Here is a 16,294-nt window from a genome sequence, read left to right on the forward strand (position 1 = left end):
GATGTGTGCGAAATTTAATCAGTTACCACGCGGATTTGTCGGAAATAACCGTTCGGCTGTGGTGCTCAGCGCGTGGGATGCATACAATAGACCGTATTCAATTCTTGCGCAATCGGAGCCCGCAAATATGACCGCAGCCGCGCTGTCAAAAACCCTTGCCGATGTATTTGGTTATGCGTCGTTTCGGCAAGGCCAAGAACAGGTCATTGCGGCCGTCCAAGCTGGCCAAGATGCGCTGGTCTTGATGCCGACCGGTGGCGGAAAGTCTTTGTGCTACCAACTTCCGGCAGTTATGGGTGATGGCGTGACCTTAGTGGTCTCACCGCTGATCTCCTTGATGCAAGATCAAGTGGAAAGCTTGCAAACCATGGGAGTGGCCGCCGCTGCCCTGCATAATGGCCTTAACGCGGAACAACAGCAGCAGGTCATGCAAGATGCTGCACAGGGCGTACTGAAGTTGCTGTATGTGAGCCCTGAGCGCGCGCTGCAGGGTTACTTTATGCGGCAACTGCAACAGTGGCCGATTACTTTAATTGCGATTGATGAAGCGCACTGCATTTCGCAGTGGGGACACGACTTTCGTCCCGAGTATGGTCAGCTTGGTCAACTTCGCGAGGCGCTACCTCGCATTCCATTTATGGCCTTAACGGCCACAGCGGATGCGGCCACTGAAGCGGATATTGTGCAGCGTTTGCACCTGCATGACCCCGAAATTTTTAAGAGCTCGTTTGATCGACCCAATATTCGCTACATCGTCGAAGAAAAATACAAGCCACAAAAGCAACTTCGCGATTATATTGCTAAGCAAAAAGGCGCTTCTGGCATTGTTTATTGTGGTAGTCGCAAGAAAGTCGAAGACCTTGCTGAGCGCCTACGCCAAGACGGTATTCGAGCGCGTGGCTACCATGCCCGCATGGAACATGACGAGCGCGAAGAGGTACTCCGCGGGTTTGTGCGCGACGACATTGATGTAGTGGTAGCGACCGTAGCCTTTGGGATGGGCATTAACAAACCGAACGTACGTTTCGTGATTCACTTTGATGTGCCACGTAGCATCGAGGCGTACTATCAAGAAACAGGCCGTGCTGGGCGTGACGGCCTGCCAGCCGAAGCAGTATTGCTTTACGACCCCAGTGATGCCGGTTGGATTCGCAGCATGATCAATGACCACCCGGACGAGCAGCGCCGTCAGGTCGAATTACATAAATTCGGCGCGATGCAGGCATTGGGTGAAGCGCAAACTTGCCGCCGCTTGGTGTTACTGAATTATTTTAACGAGTTTCGTGAACAAAGTTGCGGCAACTGCGATATCTGCCTTGATCCACCACGGCAATACGACGGCACTACTGATGCACAAAAGGTACTGAGCTGTATCTATCGCGTCGAACAACGTTTTGGTGCCAATCATGTGATTGATGTCCTCAGAGGTAGTCAATCTCAGCGGTTGACAGCGCTGGGCCATGAGCAACTCTCGACGTTCGGCATCGGTGCCGAACAAAGCCAAAGTTATTGGCTCAGTATTATTCGCCAATTGATTCACCGCGGACTGGTGCTGCAAAACATTCAGCACTACGGTACGCTGCAGTTGACCGCAGCTGCGCGGCCTGTGTTGCGTGGTGAAGTGGCGTTGCAGTTGGCTGAGCCGCGCATTAACTTGGCGGTCAGCAAACCGAAAGTGACCGACCGAGCCGACTACGACAAATTGCTGTTTCGGCGCTTACGCGCATTGCGCAAAAGTATCGCGGAGGCGGAGGATAAACCGCCGTTTGTGGTGTTTAACGATGCCACACTGGTGGAGATGGCGGTACATTACCCGACCGACGAGCAAAGCATGTTGCTGATCACCGGCGTCGGGCAAACCAAGTTTGCCCGTTATGGTGAAGCCTTCATTGATGCGATTACGGCGTATCTTGACGCCGACGATGAACCTTTACTCAGCCTCTAGATGCTAGCGAAATAGTAGCGCCACAATTCCTGCAATACCGGAATGATCGAAGCGACCAGAATGAGTCCCATGGTAATGTTAAACACGCGCTGAAAGACCGAGTTAGAGAGTACTTTGCGTAGGAGTGAACCAAACAGCAACCATACGCCAACGCATGGAAATGCCATTAATAAGAATGCCAAAGTGATGGCGACAACCTCGACAACAGCATTGCCATGAACCGTGGTGTAAGCAGCTACGGCGCCTGACGCCATCATCCACGCCTTCGCATTGACCCATTGAAACAGCGCTGCTTGCCAAAACGTAAAAGGCTTTTTCTCGCCCTTTTGAATGGCTTTGGGTTCGGCGCTAGCGATATGCCATGCTAACCACAGTAAATACACAACGCCGATCACCTTAATCAGCTGGTGCAGGTTGGGAAACTTCTCAAAAATAACGCCAAAGCCAAACCCCACGAGCAGCACCATCACCGGAAAACCTAAACAGATACCCAAAAAGTGCGGCATGCTGGCACGCACCCCGTAATTGACGCCCGACGACATGATCATGACATTGTTCGGGCCTGGAGTAATAGTGGTTGAGAAGGCGAAAAACAGCACGGCGATGAAAATTTCCATAATCCACCCATTTCGATTGAGGTCTGTATACTAGGCTTAAGTGTGCCCCTAGAAGCAAAAGAAAAACAAGGAGTTCGAATGCAGAAGCTCATTGCTTTGGCTATTGTTCTTGGCAGTTTACTCGGTTTCACTGCTAATGCCAGTGCGCAAACAGGTGCGACGGCAAGTTCCACAGCGACAGCGCCACTTAAAGTTGCAGTGCGCGTGAGTCCCCCTTTTGTTACCCAAGACGCTGAAGGCCGCTACCAGGGTTTGACCATTGCGTTGTGGGAGCATATTGCCGACGTCAATAATTACGAGTTTGACTACTATCCAGTTGGCCTTGACGAGCTGATCAGCGGTGTTGCTGAGCAGAGCTATGACGTGGGACTTGGCGCTGTATCCGTGACCGCAGACCGAGAACGGCAGATTGATTTTACGTTGCCGTTTTATAATGCTGGCCTTGGGATCGCAGTGCCCGCGGCAGAAGAAGCCAGTTGGTGGACACTGACGAAGCGCTTTTTTAGCTTCGAATTTCTGACCGTAATGTTAGCCCTGTCGGGGATCTTACTGTTAGCAGGGTTCTTGGTATGGCTGGCTGAGCGGCATCATAATCCGGATGAGTTCAAACAAGAATCACTGCGCGGTATCGGTGCCGGTTTTTGGTGGGCGGCGGTCACAATGACAACCGTGGGCTATGGTGATAAATCACCGCGCAGTAAAGCTGGGCGTGTGGTGGGGTTAATCTGGATGTTTACCAGTGTGATTATTATTTCCAGTTTTACCGCATCTATTACCTCTGCTTTGACGGTGAATAAGCTCTCAACACGAGTGCAAGACAAAGATGATTTGGCGCAAGTTCGGGTGGCAAGTGTGCCGAATTCGTATAGCGCTTACTGGTTGGATCGCGAAAACATCGGCTATCAGCACTACCCGACCTTGACCGACGCGCTGCAGGCTGTGCAAGCAGGTAAAGCTGACGCTGTGGTCTATGATGCGCCACTGTTGAAATATCAGTTACGTAAAGGCTTTAGTGGTTTGTCGGTACTCCCTGAGAATTTCGCTCCGCAAGATTATGCAATTGTGTTGCCGCCTGCAGCAGAGCGGCGCGAGCAAGTGAATCGTGCATTGTTGCGTTATGTGCGCGGTGCCGAATGGCGACAAGCGGTGAACCAATATTTAGGTGATTCGCTATAATAGACAATGTACTCGTAACAACCTCGTAGGAGGCTTAATTATGTTGAGTTTAGCGACCGCAATTTTACTGTCCGCGGCTAACGCGCCAGCCACAGTAAGTATTGAAGAGTGGCAGGTGCCATGGCCCGATTCACGCCCGCGAGATCCCTACGTGCAAAGTGCCGACCGCGTATGGTTTGTAGGTCAGCGAGCGGATTATGCGGCGATCCTTAATCCGCAAACCGGTGACTTTGAACGTATTGATTTACCCGAGGGTGCGGGTCCGCACAACATCATCGTCGATGAGCGAGGTGCTTGGTATGCGGGCAATAAAGCCGCACACATTGGTAAAATTGACCATGACACTTATGCGATTACTCAGTACACCCTACCAGGTGAAGGGCGCCGCGATGTCCATACCCAACAATTTACCGCTGATGGCGACATTTGGTTTACCGCGCAAGGTGCGAATCAGCTCGGTTTTTACGACGCCGAAACGAATGCCATTGAGCTTTACGATGTCGCAACGAAGCGCGCTCGCCCTTATGGCCTAATTATGGTCGATGGCCAGCCGTGGGGAACACTGTTTGGCTCGAACAAGTTAGTGACTTTTACTGACGGTGTGCTGCAAGAAGTCGAGTTGCCGCGACCAAGTGCTAATCGCCCACGCCGTATTGCTGAAGGTACCGATGGCGGCATCTATTATGTTGATTATGCTGGCGGCTACTTAGGTCGGTATGACCGTGAGAGTGGTGACATTGAAGAGTGGGCGTTGCCTGGTGGCACCGGTGCTTTGCCGTATGCCATGGCGGCGGACGATAAGGGCTACGTGTGGTTTGCCGAGACGGGGCCACAACCCAACCGTATTGTTGGTTTTCATATTGCCAACGAAGCCTTCACTGCGCCTGTTGAGGTGCCGAGTGGTGGCGGCACTGTACGCCATATGGTCTACGACGAAGCAAGTCAGAGCTTATGGTTTGGTACCGATGCGAACACTGTCGGTCAAGCCAAAATCACCTACGATTAGTTTTATTAGCCAAAAAACCTGGGCCACAGCACCGTGGCCCAGATGATGCCAATCAAAACCAGACTGAACATGACGGCGGCAGAAGCGATATCTTTGGCTTTGCCGCTAAGCTCGTGCAGATCCGGACTGATTCGATCAACGGTGGCCTCGATTGCCGAGTTCAACAGTTCGACAATCAAAAGTATAAATACTGGGAGAATCAACAACGCGCGCTCAGCAGTATCGGCTGTCAGCCAAAAGGCCAGCGGCACGAGCACCAGTGCTAATAGACAATCTTGTCTGACCGCAGCTTCGGATTTTAGCGCCGCACGAAAACCGCGTACGGAGTTAGCGGTAGCCCGCACGATGCGCATTAAGCCTTTTTGCGATGGTTTCATTGATTTACTTTTCGTTTCAGCTAGATGGTGTACAGTGTAATACATCAATGAACTTAAGGATGGCTTAAATTTATGGCCGAAAGCAATCATTGGCAACTTATCCCGCTGGATGACTTTGAGCGGCCCTCCGCACCGGCAAGCACTTTGGTGCAAAAAGCACTGATTCGTTTGCATAGCTTGATTGGCGGCGATGTGGATGACGATGCAACCCCTGAAGATCAGGATTTTCCCCATTATCGTGAATTCGATGTGGCGCCGGCAGTCGCTGCGGTCGATGACGCATGGCAAGAGCTCAAGAAGACGCCATGTGTGCGTTTTGTAGTGAGCCCTCCGTTTAGCGGAACTGGCGCCATTTTACGCGAATGGGCGGAACGACAGGGTTACCAGCAGTTGCAAGTTCCCAACGTTGAGCAGCTCGAAAGTGCAGACACGGATGCTTGGTGGCAAGCCCAGAAGTGCGAACGCTGGTTGCTCGATGAGTTTTCTTCGTTTTGGCTGCGTACCACCTCACACATGCAATTTATGCGTTCACTCTTACCTCGATTGCTGCGTGGCGAACTGGGTGAAGGCGTGGTGGTGGTCGACAGTTGGACCTTCGCCTTTTTGCAAAGAGCATGGCCACTAAGCCTACCGCACTGTTACTGTTTTGCCGCGGCAACGCCTGAGTTATTGCGACAAGTTTGTATTGAAGGCAGTGACAAACGACTGCGCAAGCTTGCTGCTAAGACTCGCGGAAATGTGGGCGTAGCGCTAGCGTTGTGGGCGCTGGAGCGTGATAGCGAACGCCAAGCTCCGCAAATTCCCCGTGAGGCTGATGATGGCACTGCGTTTATTTTGTATGCCTTATTGCTTCACCATGGACTGCGTGGCGAGCATTTGCAGTGGGTACTGCCGATGTTGGCCCCCGATCAACTCGATGTGCAATTGCTACGGCTGCAACAAAATGCAGTTATCGAGCTTGATGATGAAGGTGTATGGCGTATCACCGTTTACGCCTATATTGATGTGCGTGACTTCTTGGCCGCACGTGGTTATTGGCTCGATGGTTTTTAACGACGAGGCGAGCAATGGATACTGAACAGTTTTTAGCCATTTTTAAAGAAATTAACAGCGCCGTGCTGATCGAAATCGGCGTGGTGATCGCGGCTGCCCTCCTGTTTATTTGGTGCAGTCAAAAGCTCTTGCCTATGCTCGCCAATCATCTACATGGCAAGCAACGTCTATTCGTGCTGGCGCTGATCCCAACCGTACGCGTGATTGTCTTTATCTTCGCCATTGTCTGGATTGTGCCGTTAGTGATTGAGCCCACGGCCCGCAACATGGTAGCTATTCTAGGTGCGGCCGGTTTAGCCATAGGTTTTGCGTTAAAGGACTATGTCAGCAGTATTATTGCTGGCGTGGTTGCCGTGTATGAAGTGCCTTATCGGCCAGGGGACTGGATTTCTGTCGATGGTACTTACGGTGAGGTGAAACACATTGGTATGCGCGCGGTTGAAATTGTCACGCCTGACGACACAGTGGTGTTCATTCCGCACTTGAAGTTATGGTCAAACCTTATTCATAACGCCAATAACGGTGGCCCAAGTTTGATGTGTGTGGTGGACTTTTACTTACACCCAGAACATGATGCGAATCAGGTGAAGCATCTGCTTGAAGATGTTGCCTTGACGAGCCCTTACGTACAACTCGCGAAGCCGATTGTGGTCGTCGCGAATGAAGAGCCGTGGGGCACACATTATAAGCTGAAAGCTTATCCAATTGACCCACGGCAACAGTTCCAGTTTATGACCGACCTCACCGCCCGCGGCAAGTCGTGCCTGCGCGACCTGTCAGTTAATTTTGCCCAGCTGTCACCAGAGCACGCTGCTCAGGTAGGCCCATACTAAGTACAAAAGGTTGTGCTTGAGTTTGGCGTTGGCTAAAGTCGGCCTTGTCAGTCAATCCTTGCCATTGTTGCTCGATCAGGGCTTGGGCGACGGCGCCCCCCAGGCCACTACCAGGACCCAATAAAATAATGTGATCAGGGGCAAATTCTTTCACCGCAACCTGAATTGATTTGCTGAAATCGTAGGTTTCGGTAACTTGCTGACCTAAGGTGTACTGCTGTAGCGCACGTAAATCGGTGGCCGGAGTTAACCACTGTTGACCACGACCATCAATTAATGGTGTTTGCGGTGTCTGAAATGCCGCAACTGGCCACGTTTCTCGCGCGGTTGCCGCAGCATCGGCCATCAACGAGGTGTGGAATGCAGCATGGCCCGGCAAGATCATCGGAAAGCGCTCATCAGCCGTTGGTAGTTCTTTCACTGCCGCGTGGCAGGCAGCTTCGGTACCGGCTAAAACCGCATAACCACCATAGTTAATTGAACGGAACAACTCGCCTTGGTGCTTGGCGAGCTGTGCTTCAACTAATGCGATACGTTGACGGTCAGGGCGCCAGTTGGCATCGACAATTGGGTAAATAAACTGCGCTCCAGCACCGCCAGCAGTCAACTGTGCCATGCTCGTGACCAAGCGCGTGCTGGTACTTACCGACCATGCTTCGGCACAGGCCATGGCGGTATACCAACCCATTGAATTGCCAGCCAGTGCCACTACGTCGTAGTGCTCGCGGTCGATACTTAAAAAGTCCAAATACCCAGCGGCATAGATCAAGGCGGCGGCGTGCTCTGGCTTTTGGTGTAAGGATGTTTTAAAGAGCTTCGCCTGATCCAGTTCAGAAACAGTGGCGAGACCAAGTTGCTCGCGCTCTTGATCAATGCGGGTTAAGACCTCTTGCAAATCTTCTTTGATTTTCGACGAAGATGCGGCGATATTCGCGGAGATAGACCCAAGTTCTGGTTTGTTGTAGGTACCACGTCCAGGACAAATCACTAAGGCTGTCTTTTTCATGCTTGCTCTCCCTGCAACATTGCTTGCGCCTTCGCAACGATACCATCAGCTGACGGGAGCACCGTGTAGGCTGCTTTGCCAAGCGGAATAAAGCTATCTTCGGCGGTGATGCGCTGAATAGTGAAGCGTCCCGCGTGGTCTTCATGTAATGCTGTCATCAGCTCTTCACTTAATGAGCCGCGACGCCGACATTCGTCGACAATAAGCACGTTCTTGCACGTGCCTAAGGCTTTCACGATCTTGTCAGTGTGCAATGGCACCAAACAGCGAATATCGAGTACCCGTACGTTGTGTCCAGCTTTGGCGAGCTTCGCTTCGGCTTGGCGGCTGAGATAATAACCATTGCCGTAAGAGATAATTGCGAGATCTTCACCGTCGCCATGCAGCGCAGGCTCACCAAGCTCTGGTACTGCCTGATCAGGTTCTGGATACTCACAGAGCCAGCCGCCGTCGCCTTCATCGTGCAAATCGCGCATCATGTACAAGGCAATTGGCTCGAGCATAATCACGACCCGTTGCTCCACTGCCGCTAGGCGCACGGCTTGCCGCATCAGCAAGGCGCCGTCATGGCCGTTCGATGGGCACAAGACGATGACGCCGGGAATATCACGGAACACCGCGAAGGAGTTATCGTTGTGGAAGTGACCACCAAACCCGCGCTGGTAAGCTAAACCAGCGATTCGAATCACCATTGGATTGGTGTACTTACCGTTGGAGAAAAACGATAGGGTCGCTGCTTCACCGCGGATTTGGTCCTCGGCGTTGTGCACATAGGCGAGAAACTGAATTTCTGGCATGGCAATAAAGCCCTGCTGCGCCATACCAATGGCAAGGCCAAGAATACTTTGTTCATCAAGCACGGTATTGAGCACGCGATTGGGTCCGAACGCTTCCATCAAGTGCTGGGTCACATGGTAGACGCCACCTTTTTTAGCGATGTCTTCACCGCACATCACGATGTTACCGTATTGCGCCATCAGGTCATGCAGCGACCAATTAAGCAATTTAGCTAAGTGCTGGCGCTTACCATAGTTGTGTTTGTCGAATTTGAACAACTGCTCACGCTGTGGCGCATTGAGCGCTGCCGGTACGGTACTTTCATCACGTTTTGGCGGCACAATCGACGCCATCACTTGCTCGGCCTGTTCGAGCTTGGGTTGTTGTGAGGCTTGCTGGGCAATACGCGCAACCCGCTCGTGCTGCTGGCGAACAAAACGCGCTAAACTTTCGTGCGTAAAGAGATCACGACTAATGAGCGCTGCGCAGGTATGCAGTAGCGGGTCACGTTCAGCATCACGGGCAATTTCTTGTTTGCTACGATACGCCACTTCCGCATCAGCACCGGCGTGACCAAACAAACGAATCGTTCGCACATGTAACATTGCCGGCTTACGTTTCTGTCGGACATAATCCGCAGCCTGTTGAGCAACTAAATAGGTTTCAGCCAGGTTACTGCCGTCCGCAAAGAAGTACTTTAATGCTGGGCGCTGACTCAACTGCTGTTGGATCCAACCCTGCGGCGTATGGGTGGAAATCCCTAGCCCGTTATCTTCGCAAACCAATAGCAAAGGCATAGGGATTTGCTGATAAGCCGCCCAACTCGCTGAGTTAATTGCGCCAAGCGCTGTCGAGTGGTTCGCCGAGGCATCACCGAAACTGCACATGGCAATGGCGTCATGAGGCCACGTACCTTGGTGTTGTAAGCGTTTCGAAAGGCCGATGGCAAAAGCCGTACCCATCGCTTTGGGCACGTGCGAAGCAATGGTACTGGTTTGTGGTGGAATATGAAGGTCAAGGCTGCCAAGCACCTTGTGACGCCCACCTGAAATAGGATCATCACTTGAAGCAGCAAAGCTGAGCAACATGTCATACAAGGGTGTAGAGCCAGGCTTTTGCTTGGCGCGCTGTAGGAAAAATGCCCCGCTGCGATAATGCAAAAACGCTGGGTCGGTCACACGCAAAGCTTTCGCCACTGCGGCATTTGCCTCGTGACCCGAACTACCGATAGTGTAGAAACTTTGCCCGGCCGCCTGCATTAACCGCGACTGCAAATCCAGTAACCGGCTGGCGAGTTGGGAATCGAACAACTCGACCAGTTCAGATTCGCTTAGAATGCCACCAGCAGCTTGTGCGCGTGGCAGTTCTTGTTGCTCAATACGCTGGATGAATTCGCCCAGCCATGGGTGCATTGCTGCAGCCATAAACGCCTCCATAAGTTTGCGTTGCTAGGTGAAACTCAGCTAAAAGCTTGTAGCCCAGTAATGGCGCGACCCAGAATCAGCGCGTGCACATCATGGGTACCTTCATAGGTATTTACGGCCTCAAGGTTCATCACATGGCGAATCACATGGTATTCGTCCGCGATACCGTTGCCGCCATGCATGTCACGGGCCACACGCGCAATGTCGAGGGCTTTACCACATGAATTCCGCTTAATCAGCGAAATCGTTTCTGGTGGTAGTTGACTGGCATCCATCAAGCGCCCAGCTTGCAGGCAGCTCAATAAACCAATGCTGATCTCCGTTTGCATGTCAGCAAGTTTCTTTTGGATAAGCTGCGTATGTGCCAACGGGCGATCAAACTGTTTCCGGTCGAGCGTGTATTGGCGTGCGGCGTGCCAACAGAACTCAGCGGCACCCAGAGCGCCCCAAGCGATGCCGTAACGCGCTTTGTTCAAGCAGCCAAACGGACCTTTTAAGCCACTAACATTCGGTAGCAAGGCAGATTCTGGAACTTCAACGTTGTCCATCACAATCTCACCAGTGATTGACGCACGTAGTGAGAATTTGCCATCAATTTTCGGCGCCGAAAGACCTTTCATGCCTTTCTCGAGAATAAACCCGCGAATGTCACCGTCCAATTTTGCCCAAACGATAAACACATCAGCAATCGGTGAATTGGTAATCCACATCTTGCTGCCCTTCAGCACATAGCCGCCGTCGACCTTTTTCGCCGTGGTGCGCATACCGGCTGGGTCTGATCCTGCATCCGGTTCAGTTAGGCCGAAGCAGCCAACCCATTCGCCACTGGCGAGTTTCGGCAGATATTTCTGGCGCTGTTCTTCAGTGCCGTATTCGTGAATCGGATGCATGACTAACGACGACTGCACGCTCATCGCGCTACGATAGCCACTATCAACACGCTCAACTTCGCGTGCGACCAAGCCATAACAGACATAATTTACTGCTGAACAACCGTACTTTTCTGGCAGCGTTGCCCCTAGCAAACCCAGTTCGCCTAATTCATTCATGATCTCGCGGTCAAAACGTTCTTCGCGATTCGCGGTAAGCACCCGCGGCATTAGCTTTTCTTGACAGTACTGGTGTGCAGTATCGCGGATCATGCGTTCTTCTTCGGTCAGCATGTCGCTGAATTGGAACGGGTCTTGCCAATCAAACGGGAAACGTGCCATATAAACCTCAAATGCGTTGTTTGTTATTCGCTGTTCGCTCGCTCACTTCGTTCGCTCTTTGTTTAAACAAACAGCGAATAGCGAACAGCGCTTTTTGATTTTCCACTTTACGATGAAATGGCGTAGAGTTAAATAATATAAATACGAGAGTAGGTATAGTTTCTAGCTATGGATTTACGTCAGCTTCAATATTTCGTCGCCGTTTACGAGCAAGGCAGCATTAGCGCCGCAGCGCGCGCCTGTCATGTCGCCCAGCCGAGTCTGTCAAAAGCGCTACAACAGCTTGAAGATGAACTGCAGGTTCAACTTTTTCAGCGGCAATCCAGAGGGGTTACCCCAACGGAGGATGGTGAACGACTTTACGGGCATGCCGGACGGATGTTGAGTCAAATGCAATCGTTGCGCGCCTCGTTTCGGCATAGTGTGACGCGGGTGCAATTTCGGCTGGGCTTGATTCGAGCGCTTGGGGTGGAGCGTATGAGTCAGTTGTTACGTGACTTCACCGCTGGTGTCGATGGCCTTGAACTCCATTTGGTGGAGCCAGAAGATGATGCTGATGCGCGGATCATTACTCCGCGGATGCTCAAAGCCGGGGAGCAGTTCTTACCTATTTGGCATGACCGCTTTGTCTTAGCGTTGCCAGCGGGTCATCCACTGGCGTTGCAAGATCATGTCACGCTGGCACAAATGCAGGCTTTGGCTTTGATTAAACGTACCCCGTGCGAAGCCTGGTCGGTGTTTTATCCTGAGCTTATTCGGCAAGGCATTCAGCCTGATATTCGCGCCGATATTCATACCATTGAGTATGCTTTAGGGCTGGTTTCTGCGGGGGTTGGTTGTGCTTTGGTACCCGACCTCGAGTCGTTGCGCGAGCGCCAAGATGTAACTTTACGTCCCCTAAGTGATCTAAATTTAGAGCGGACCATCGGTATGGCGTATCCACGCAGTCAAGCCGAGAGTAGCCCGTTGCAGTGGTTGCAACAGGTTTGTCGGCAAACGGCGACGCAGGCGAATTAGTCGCTAACTAGGGTCATGCAATCGACAGGGCACACGGGAATGCAAGCGGGCTCGTCATAAAAACCCTCACATTCAGTGCACTTGTCGGCATTGACCACATAGTGTGCTGAGCCCATTTCGATAGCTTCGTTTGGGCACTCCGGTACACACATATCACAATTGATGCAGTCACTATCAATGACAACAGGCATGTTACACCTCCTTTACCGCAATGGGCTGGGGCGGATGGGGTAATTCTTTGAGCAGCATTGCGAAACCTTGATCTCGTTGTTCCAGCGGGCAAGGTAGGCGTAGTTCCACTTGATGGCCAGAACCAGGAGCGCGGGCGACTTCTTCGCCGGCTTTGTTGAACATCACTCCCGCAGTAAAGCGCACATTGCCCGAAGGCTTCATCAAGATCAGTTGGTCGCCCGTGGCAAAGGCATTTTTGACATCTATCCAAGCATTGGCACCATCGTTCGAGAGTAGTGCACCGACCAACAACTGCTCACCATGGCTATGACTGGTTTGATAGTTTTGCAATTCACTCGGCACATGGCGGCGCAAAAAGCCCTCAGTAAAGCCGCGGTTAGCCATGCCCTCTAAGTCACTGAGGAGTTGCGGGTTAAACGGGCGGCCGGCAACGGCGTCATCAATGGCTTGGCGATACACTTGGGCGGTGCGCGCAACATAGTAATCAGATTTTGTACGGCCTTCGATTTTCAGCGAGTGAATGCCCATTTTCGCCAAGGCTTCAACGTGTTGCACCCCACGAAGGTCTTTGGAATTCATGATGTACGTGCCATGAATATCTTCATCCATGAGCATTAATTCACCGGGCCGTTGCGGTTCTTCGAGCAAGACTGGACTGTCAATGGGCTGAAATTGGCCAACTTCGTCGGCTTCGGCGTCGTGAACTTGATAAGGCCAGCGACAGGCATTGGTGCAAGCACCTTGATTTGGGTCGCGCTTGTTAATGTAGCCAGATAGCAGACAGCGACCCGAGTAGGCCATACACAGCGCGCCATGGACAAAGACTTCAAGCTCCATGTCAGGGCATTTTTCGCGAATTTCGGCAATTTCCTTCACTTCTAATTCACGTGACAGGATCACGCGGCTGATGCCTTGTTGCTGCCAAAACTTTACCGCTGCCCAATTGATGGTGTTGGCTTGTACTGACAAATGCAGAGGTTGGTCCGGAAAGTTTTCGCGTAACAACATGACAATACCGGGGTCCGAGACAATCAGCGCATCGGGTTGCAGCGCGACTACTGGGGCCATGTCATCGATAAAGCTTTTGAGTTTGGCGTTGTGCGGTGCAATGTTGGCCACGACGTAGAACTTTTTGCCTTGGGCGTGGGCTTCTTCGATACCAATTTTTAGGTTGGCTAAGTCGAAGCTGTTATTGCGTACGCGCAGGCTATAACGCGGTTGGCCAGCGTAGATGGCATCAGCGCCGTAGGCGAAAGCCATACGCATAGCGTCAAGGCTTCCTGCCGGTGAAAGAAGTTCAGGGGCATTGATAAGATGTGTCATACAGCAAAATTGATCCAGCGCAAGAATACCCATTCAGTTTAACGAAAGGCATAGAAAAAACGCTGATCCGGATCAATAAACCACGCCAAAACGCGGGAGCCAACTATCCCTAAAGGGGTAGGGCTGCCCTCACTTCATGGCAATAACATTTCGTGCTGATGCCCTCTACCATTAGCCTCACATTCACGCCGAGCGACAGACTCTAAGGCCATGTATCACATGAGCTATGACCTGTTTGCCGTGGCAGCTTGCCACCGGGTTGGTTTGGAAACGAGCTAACCTCCCGTACTTGGAAAGGTGTTGACCATGCTAATGGATCGTTTTGCGCGTCGTTTTACCTATTTGCGCTTGTCGGTAACGGAGAACTGTAACTTCCGTTGCGATTATTGTTTGCCAGATGGACCGGACTGTACCTCGCGTCAGGCCGAGCTGACTGTGCCTGAAATTCGGCGCTTGGTAACGGCATTTGCGGCACTGGGGACCCGTAAAGTCCGGCTGACCGGTGGCGAGCCTTGTCTACGCAAAGATCTATTGGAAATTATTCAAACGGTCAAAGCCGTCCCCGGCATTGAAGAAGTCGCAATTACCACCAACGGCTATCGCTTGCAGCGCGATACACCTGCATGGCGCGCTGCCGGCGTTGATGCGATCAATGTCAGCGTTGATAGTCTAGACCCAAGTACCTTCCACCTCGTCACTGGGCAAAATCGCTTACCCGCAATTCTGGACGGAATTGATCAGGCCATCGAGCTAGGCATTCCCAAGGTCAAAGTGAATAGCGTGTTGCTAAAGGGCTACAACGGCGGCGCCTTACCAGATTTTCTGGACTATATTAAAACGCGCAAGGTGAGTCTGCGCTTTATTGAATTGATGCGGACCAACGACAATGTTGCTTACTACCAACGTCATCACATCAGTGGCCAGAGTATTAAAGAGCAGTTGTTGCGAGAGGGCTGGCAACAATGTGTGAAATCACGCACTGCTGGACCGGCACAAGAGTTCTGGCACTCCGAATATCAAGGAAAATTAGGCCTTATCATGCCCTACAGTCGTGATTTCTGTGATGACTGTAACCGTTTACGGGTTTCAAGTTTGGGGCAGCTCTTTTTGTGCTTATTTACCGAGCACCATCAAGATTTACGCGCCTATTTGCAGACCGACGACACGGCACCGCTGCAAGCAGCGTTGCAAGAGTTGGTGCTAAGCAAAAAAGCGACGCACGGGCTGCACGAGCAGTTTAGCGGTGCGACGCGTCACCTGGCGATGATCGGAGGCTAGTATGCAACTGACCGGCGTTATTATCGCAGGAGGCAAGTCTTCCCGCATGGGGCAAGACAAGGCATTGCTCGAAGTCGCTGGAATGACTCAGCTTGAACGCTGCCAACGTCTGCTCCGCGAGGTCGGTTGTGCGCAAATTAGAGTGAGTCGAAACGCCGACGGCTACATTTCGGACCGACTGCCAAACGCTGGTCCGCTCGGTGGTCTGTTAAGCGTGTTGCACCACTTGGATACTGTGCCACAGCGTCTGGTGGTGGTTCCCATCGATATGCCGTTACTTACGGCCGCTGCACTGCAACAGTTGTTGGACCAACCCGGTGCAGCCTACTTTACCGGCTCGCCTTTGCCTTGCGTGGTGAATTATTCAATCGAGTTGGTGAACTACCTTACCCAACAACTCTGCGATGACAGCGGTGATCGGTCGGTGCGTGCAATGTTACAGGCAATGAATGCACAAGCGCTGGCGTGGCCGTACAGCTACCAATTACACAATACCAATACGCCGCAACAGTGGCGGCGTGCAATTGAAATGTTAGGAGTGTCCTTATGACGGCTAAACAGCACCGTCCATTACACATTGCGTTAGCTACGGTGTCGGATCGTCATACGCCAGCAACTGATGAAACCGGTGACTGGCTCGCCGATGCGATTGCCGAGGCCGGACATCACCGTTATCAGCGCCAAATTCTTGCGACCGATAAATACGTACTGCGGGCGGTGGTGTCGCGTTGGATTGCTGAACCTCAACTTGCTGTTGTACTGCTCAATGGTGGAACTGGATTTGCTGGTCACAATTGCGTGCCTGAAGCCATTGAACCGTTACTTGAGCAAAAGATTGATGGTTTTGGTGAGCTGTTTCGGCAGTTGAGCTTCCAACAAATTGGGAGCTCTGCATTGCAATCGCGAGCAGTGGCGGGCTTAGCCAATAATACGCTGGTGGTAGCGGTGCCAGGCTCGTTATCAGCGGCCAAGTTAGCTTGGCATGAGCTGATTCGACCGCAATTAGATGGCTTGCAAGGCCCTTGCAACTTTAATGCGCGGTTAGCGCGCAACGCTTAG

16 protein-coding genes and 1 riboswitch are annotated in these 16,294 nt (G+C 52.0%); of the genes, 9 read left to right on the plus strand and 7 right to left on the minus strand.

Features of this window, described 5'->3' with window-relative positions:
* Positions 1-127: 127 nt before the first annotated feature.
* Positions 128-1,945 carry a DNA helicase RecQ gene (gene recQ / locus CWI70_RS09195; protein WP_126772918.1) on the plus strand — a complete coding sequence of 606 codons (1,818 nt, stop codon included), beginning with the start codon at positions 128-130 and terminating at the stop codon, positions 1,943-1,945.
* Here recQ and CWI70_RS09200 read toward each other — a convergent pair.
* A complete protein-coding gene (locus CWI70_RS09200; RefSeq protein ID WP_126772921.1) occupies positions 1,942-2,562 on the minus strand; it encodes a LysE family translocator in 621 nt (206 codons plus the stop codon). The genes recQ and CWI70_RS09200 overlap by 4 nt on opposite strands.
* A gap of 78 nt (positions 2,563-2,640) precedes the next feature.
* Between CWI70_RS09200 and CWI70_RS09205 the strand changes: the two genes are divergently transcribed.
* Together CWI70_RS09205 and CWI70_RS09210 are read left to right on the plus strand one after the other, a co-directional pair.
* Positions 2,641-3,738, plus strand: coding sequence for a transporter substrate-binding domain-containing protein (locus CWI70_RS09205; RefSeq protein ID WP_126772923.1), 1,098 nt, complete (start codon positions 2,641-2,643; stop codon positions 3,736-3,738).
* 40 nt (positions 3,739-3,778) lie between these two features.
* On the plus strand, positions 3,779-4,744 hold the full coding sequence (locus tag CWI70_RS09210; protein WP_126772926.1) for a Vgb family protein: 966 nt from the start codon (positions 3,779-3,781) through the stop codon (positions 4,742-4,744).
* A gap of 5 nt (positions 4,745-4,749) precedes the next feature.
* Here the strand turns inward: CWI70_RS09210 and CWI70_RS09215 are convergent, their stop codons facing one another.
* Complete coding sequence (locus tag CWI70_RS09215) at positions 4,750-5,121, minus strand: diacylglycerol kinase (protein WP_126773683.1); 372 nt, start codon at positions 5,119-5,121, stop codon at positions 4,750-4,752.
* A 72-nt stretch (positions 5,122-5,193) separates the two neighbouring features.
* Here CWI70_RS09215 and CWI70_RS09220 point away from each other — a divergent pair, with 72 nt between their 5' ends.
* Positions 5,194-6,174: a hypothetical protein gene (locus tag CWI70_RS09220; RefSeq protein ID WP_126772929.1), complete on the plus strand. Its 981-nt coding sequence runs from the start codon at positions 5,194-5,196 to the stop codon at positions 6,172-6,174.
* 14 nt (positions 6,175-6,188) lie between these two features.
* On the plus strand, positions 6,189-7,007 hold the full coding sequence (locus tag CWI70_RS09225; RefSeq protein ID WP_126772931.1) for a mechanosensitive ion channel family protein: 819 nt from the start codon (positions 6,189-6,191) through the stop codon (positions 7,005-7,007).
* Here the strand turns inward: CWI70_RS09225 and CWI70_RS09230 are convergent.
* Genes CWI70_RS09230 through CWI70_RS09240 form a run of 3 tightly spaced genes read right to left on the minus strand, consistent with a single transcriptional unit; the run spans position 6,955 to position 11,425 of the window.
* Positions 6,955-8,013, minus strand: coding sequence for a malonyl CoA-ACP transacylase (locus tag CWI70_RS09230; protein ID WP_126772934.1), 1,059 nt, complete (start codon positions 8,011-8,013; stop codon positions 6,955-6,957). The genes CWI70_RS09225 and CWI70_RS09230 overlap by 53 nt on opposite strands.
* Positions 8,010-10,214, minus strand: coding sequence for a thiamine pyrophosphate-dependent enzyme (locus tag CWI70_RS09235; RefSeq protein ID WP_126772936.1), 2,205 nt, complete (start codon positions 10,212-10,214; stop codon positions 8,010-8,012). Before CWI70_RS09235 ends, CWI70_RS09230 begins: the two co-directional genes overlap by 4 nt.
* A gap of 35 nt (positions 10,215-10,249) precedes the next feature.
* Positions 10,250-11,425: an acyl-CoA dehydrogenase gene (locus CWI70_RS09240; RefSeq protein ID WP_126772939.1), complete on the minus strand. Its 1,176-nt coding sequence runs from the start codon at positions 11,423-11,425 to the stop codon at positions 10,250-10,252.
* 168 nt (positions 11,426-11,593) lie between these two features.
* On the opposite strand from CWI70_RS09240, the gene CWI70_RS09245 reads away from it, so the two are divergent.
* The gene (locus tag CWI70_RS09245) at positions 11,594-12,442 is read left to right on the plus strand and encodes a LysR family transcriptional regulator (RefSeq protein ID WP_126772941.1); all 849 of its coding nucleotides are present in this window, start codon (positions 11,594-11,596) and stop codon (positions 12,440-12,442) included.
* Here the strand turns inward: CWI70_RS09245 and CWI70_RS09250 are convergent.
* Together CWI70_RS09250 and trhP are read right to left on the minus strand one after the other, a co-directional pair.
* Positions 12,439-12,633: a YfhL family 4Fe-4S dicluster ferredoxin gene (locus CWI70_RS09250; protein WP_126772943.1), complete on the minus strand. Its 195-nt coding sequence runs from the start codon at positions 12,631-12,633 to the stop codon at positions 12,439-12,441. The genes CWI70_RS09245 and CWI70_RS09250 overlap by 4 nt on opposite strands.
* Before the next feature lies 1 nt (position 12,634).
* Positions 12,635-13,945 carry a prephenate-dependent tRNA uridine(34) hydroxylase TrhP gene (trhP, locus tag CWI70_RS09255; RefSeq protein ID WP_126773685.1) on the minus strand — a complete coding sequence of 437 codons (1,311 nt, stop codon included), beginning with the start codon at positions 13,943-13,945 and terminating at the stop codon, positions 12,635-12,637.
* 184 nt (positions 13,946-14,129) lie between these two features.
* Positions 14,130-14,273, plus strand: a riboswitch (molybdenum cofactor riboswitch).
* Here trhP and moaA point away from each other — a divergent pair.
* The 3 genes from moaA to CWI70_RS09270 all read left to right on the plus strand — a co-directional run bounded on the left by moaA (position 14,264) and on the right by CWI70_RS09270 (position 16,294).
* Positions 14,264-15,235: a GTP 3',8-cyclase MoaA gene (moaA, locus tag CWI70_RS09260; RefSeq protein WP_126772945.1), complete on the plus strand. Its 972-nt coding sequence runs from the start codon at positions 14,264-14,266 to the stop codon at positions 15,233-15,235. (Overlaps the previous riboswitch by 10 nt.)
* A gap of 1 nt (position 15,236) precedes the next feature.
* Positions 15,237-15,785, plus strand: a complete 549-nt coding sequence (gene mobA / locus CWI70_RS09265) for a molybdenum cofactor guanylyltransferase (protein WP_126772948.1) — start codon at positions 15,237-15,239, stop codon at positions 15,783-15,785.
* Positions 15,782-16,294, plus strand: a complete 513-nt coding sequence (locus CWI70_RS09270; protein WP_126772950.1) for a molybdenum cofactor synthesis domain-containing protein — start codon at positions 15,782-15,784, stop codon at positions 16,292-16,294. Before mobA ends, CWI70_RS09270 begins: the two co-directional genes overlap by 4 nt.

The sequence above is a fragment of the Pseudidiomarina homiensis genome, assembly GCF_003987225.1.
Lineage (GTDB): Bacteria > Pseudomonadota > Gammaproteobacteria > Enterobacterales > Alteromonadaceae > Pseudidiomarina > Pseudidiomarina homiensis.

What these genes read in the sequence shown, in the direction of transcription:
- recQ (WP_126772918.1), top strand. Translation starts at nt 128, where the DNA reads ATGACCGCAGCCGCGCTGTCAAAAACCCTTGCCGATGTATTTGGTTAT.
- CWI70_RS09200 (WP_126772921.1), bottom strand. Translation starts at nt 2,562, where the DNA reads ATGGAAATTTTCATCGCCGTGCTGTTTTTCGCCTTCTCAACCACTATT.
- CWI70_RS09205 (WP_126772923.1), top strand. Translation starts at nt 2,641, where the DNA reads ATGCAGAAGCTCATTGCTTTGGCTATTGTTCTTGGCAGTTTACTCGGT.
- CWI70_RS09210 (WP_126772926.1), top strand. Translation starts at nt 3,779, where the DNA reads ATGTTGAGTTTAGCGACCGCAATTTTACTGTCCGCGGCTAACGCGCCA.
- CWI70_RS09215 (WP_126773683.1), bottom strand. Translation starts at nt 5,121, where the DNA reads ATGAAACCATCGCAAAAAGGCTTAATGCGCATCGTGCGGGCTACCGCT.
- CWI70_RS09220 (WP_126772929.1), top strand. Translation starts at nt 5,194, where the DNA reads ATGGCCGAAAGCAATCATTGGCAACTTATCCCGCTGGATGACTTTGAG.
- CWI70_RS09225 (WP_126772931.1), top strand. Translation starts at nt 6,189, where the DNA reads ATGGATACTGAACAGTTTTTAGCCATTTTTAAAGAAATTAACAGCGCC.
- CWI70_RS09230 (WP_126772934.1), bottom strand. Translation starts at nt 8,013, where the DNA reads ATGAAAAAGACAGCCTTAGTGATTTGTCCTGGACGTGGTACCTACAAC.
- CWI70_RS09235 (WP_126772936.1), bottom strand. Translation starts at nt 10,214, where the DNA reads ATGGCTGCAGCAATGCACCCATGGCTGGGCGAATTCATCCAGCGTATT.
- CWI70_RS09240 (WP_126772939.1), bottom strand. Translation starts at nt 11,425, where the DNA reads ATGGCACGTTTCCCGTTTGATTGGCAAGACCCGTTCCAATTCAGCGAC.
- CWI70_RS09245 (WP_126772941.1), top strand. Translation starts at nt 11,594, where the DNA reads ATGGATTTACGTCAGCTTCAATATTTCGTCGCCGTTTACGAGCAAGGC.
- CWI70_RS09250 (WP_126772943.1), bottom strand. Translation starts at nt 12,633, where the DNA reads ATGCCTGTTGTCATTGATAGTGACTGCATCAATTGTGATATGTGTGTA.
- moaA (WP_126772945.1), top strand. Translation starts at nt 14,264, where the DNA reads ATGCTAATGGATCGTTTTGCGCGTCGTTTTACCTATTTGCGCTTGTCG.
- mobA (WP_126772948.1), top strand. Translation starts at nt 15,237, where the DNA reads ATGCAACTGACCGGCGTTATTATCGCAGGAGGCAAGTCTTCCCGCATG.
- CWI70_RS09270 (WP_126772950.1), top strand. Translation starts at nt 15,782, where the DNA reads ATGACGGCTAAACAGCACCGTCCATTACACATTGCGTTAGCTACGGTG.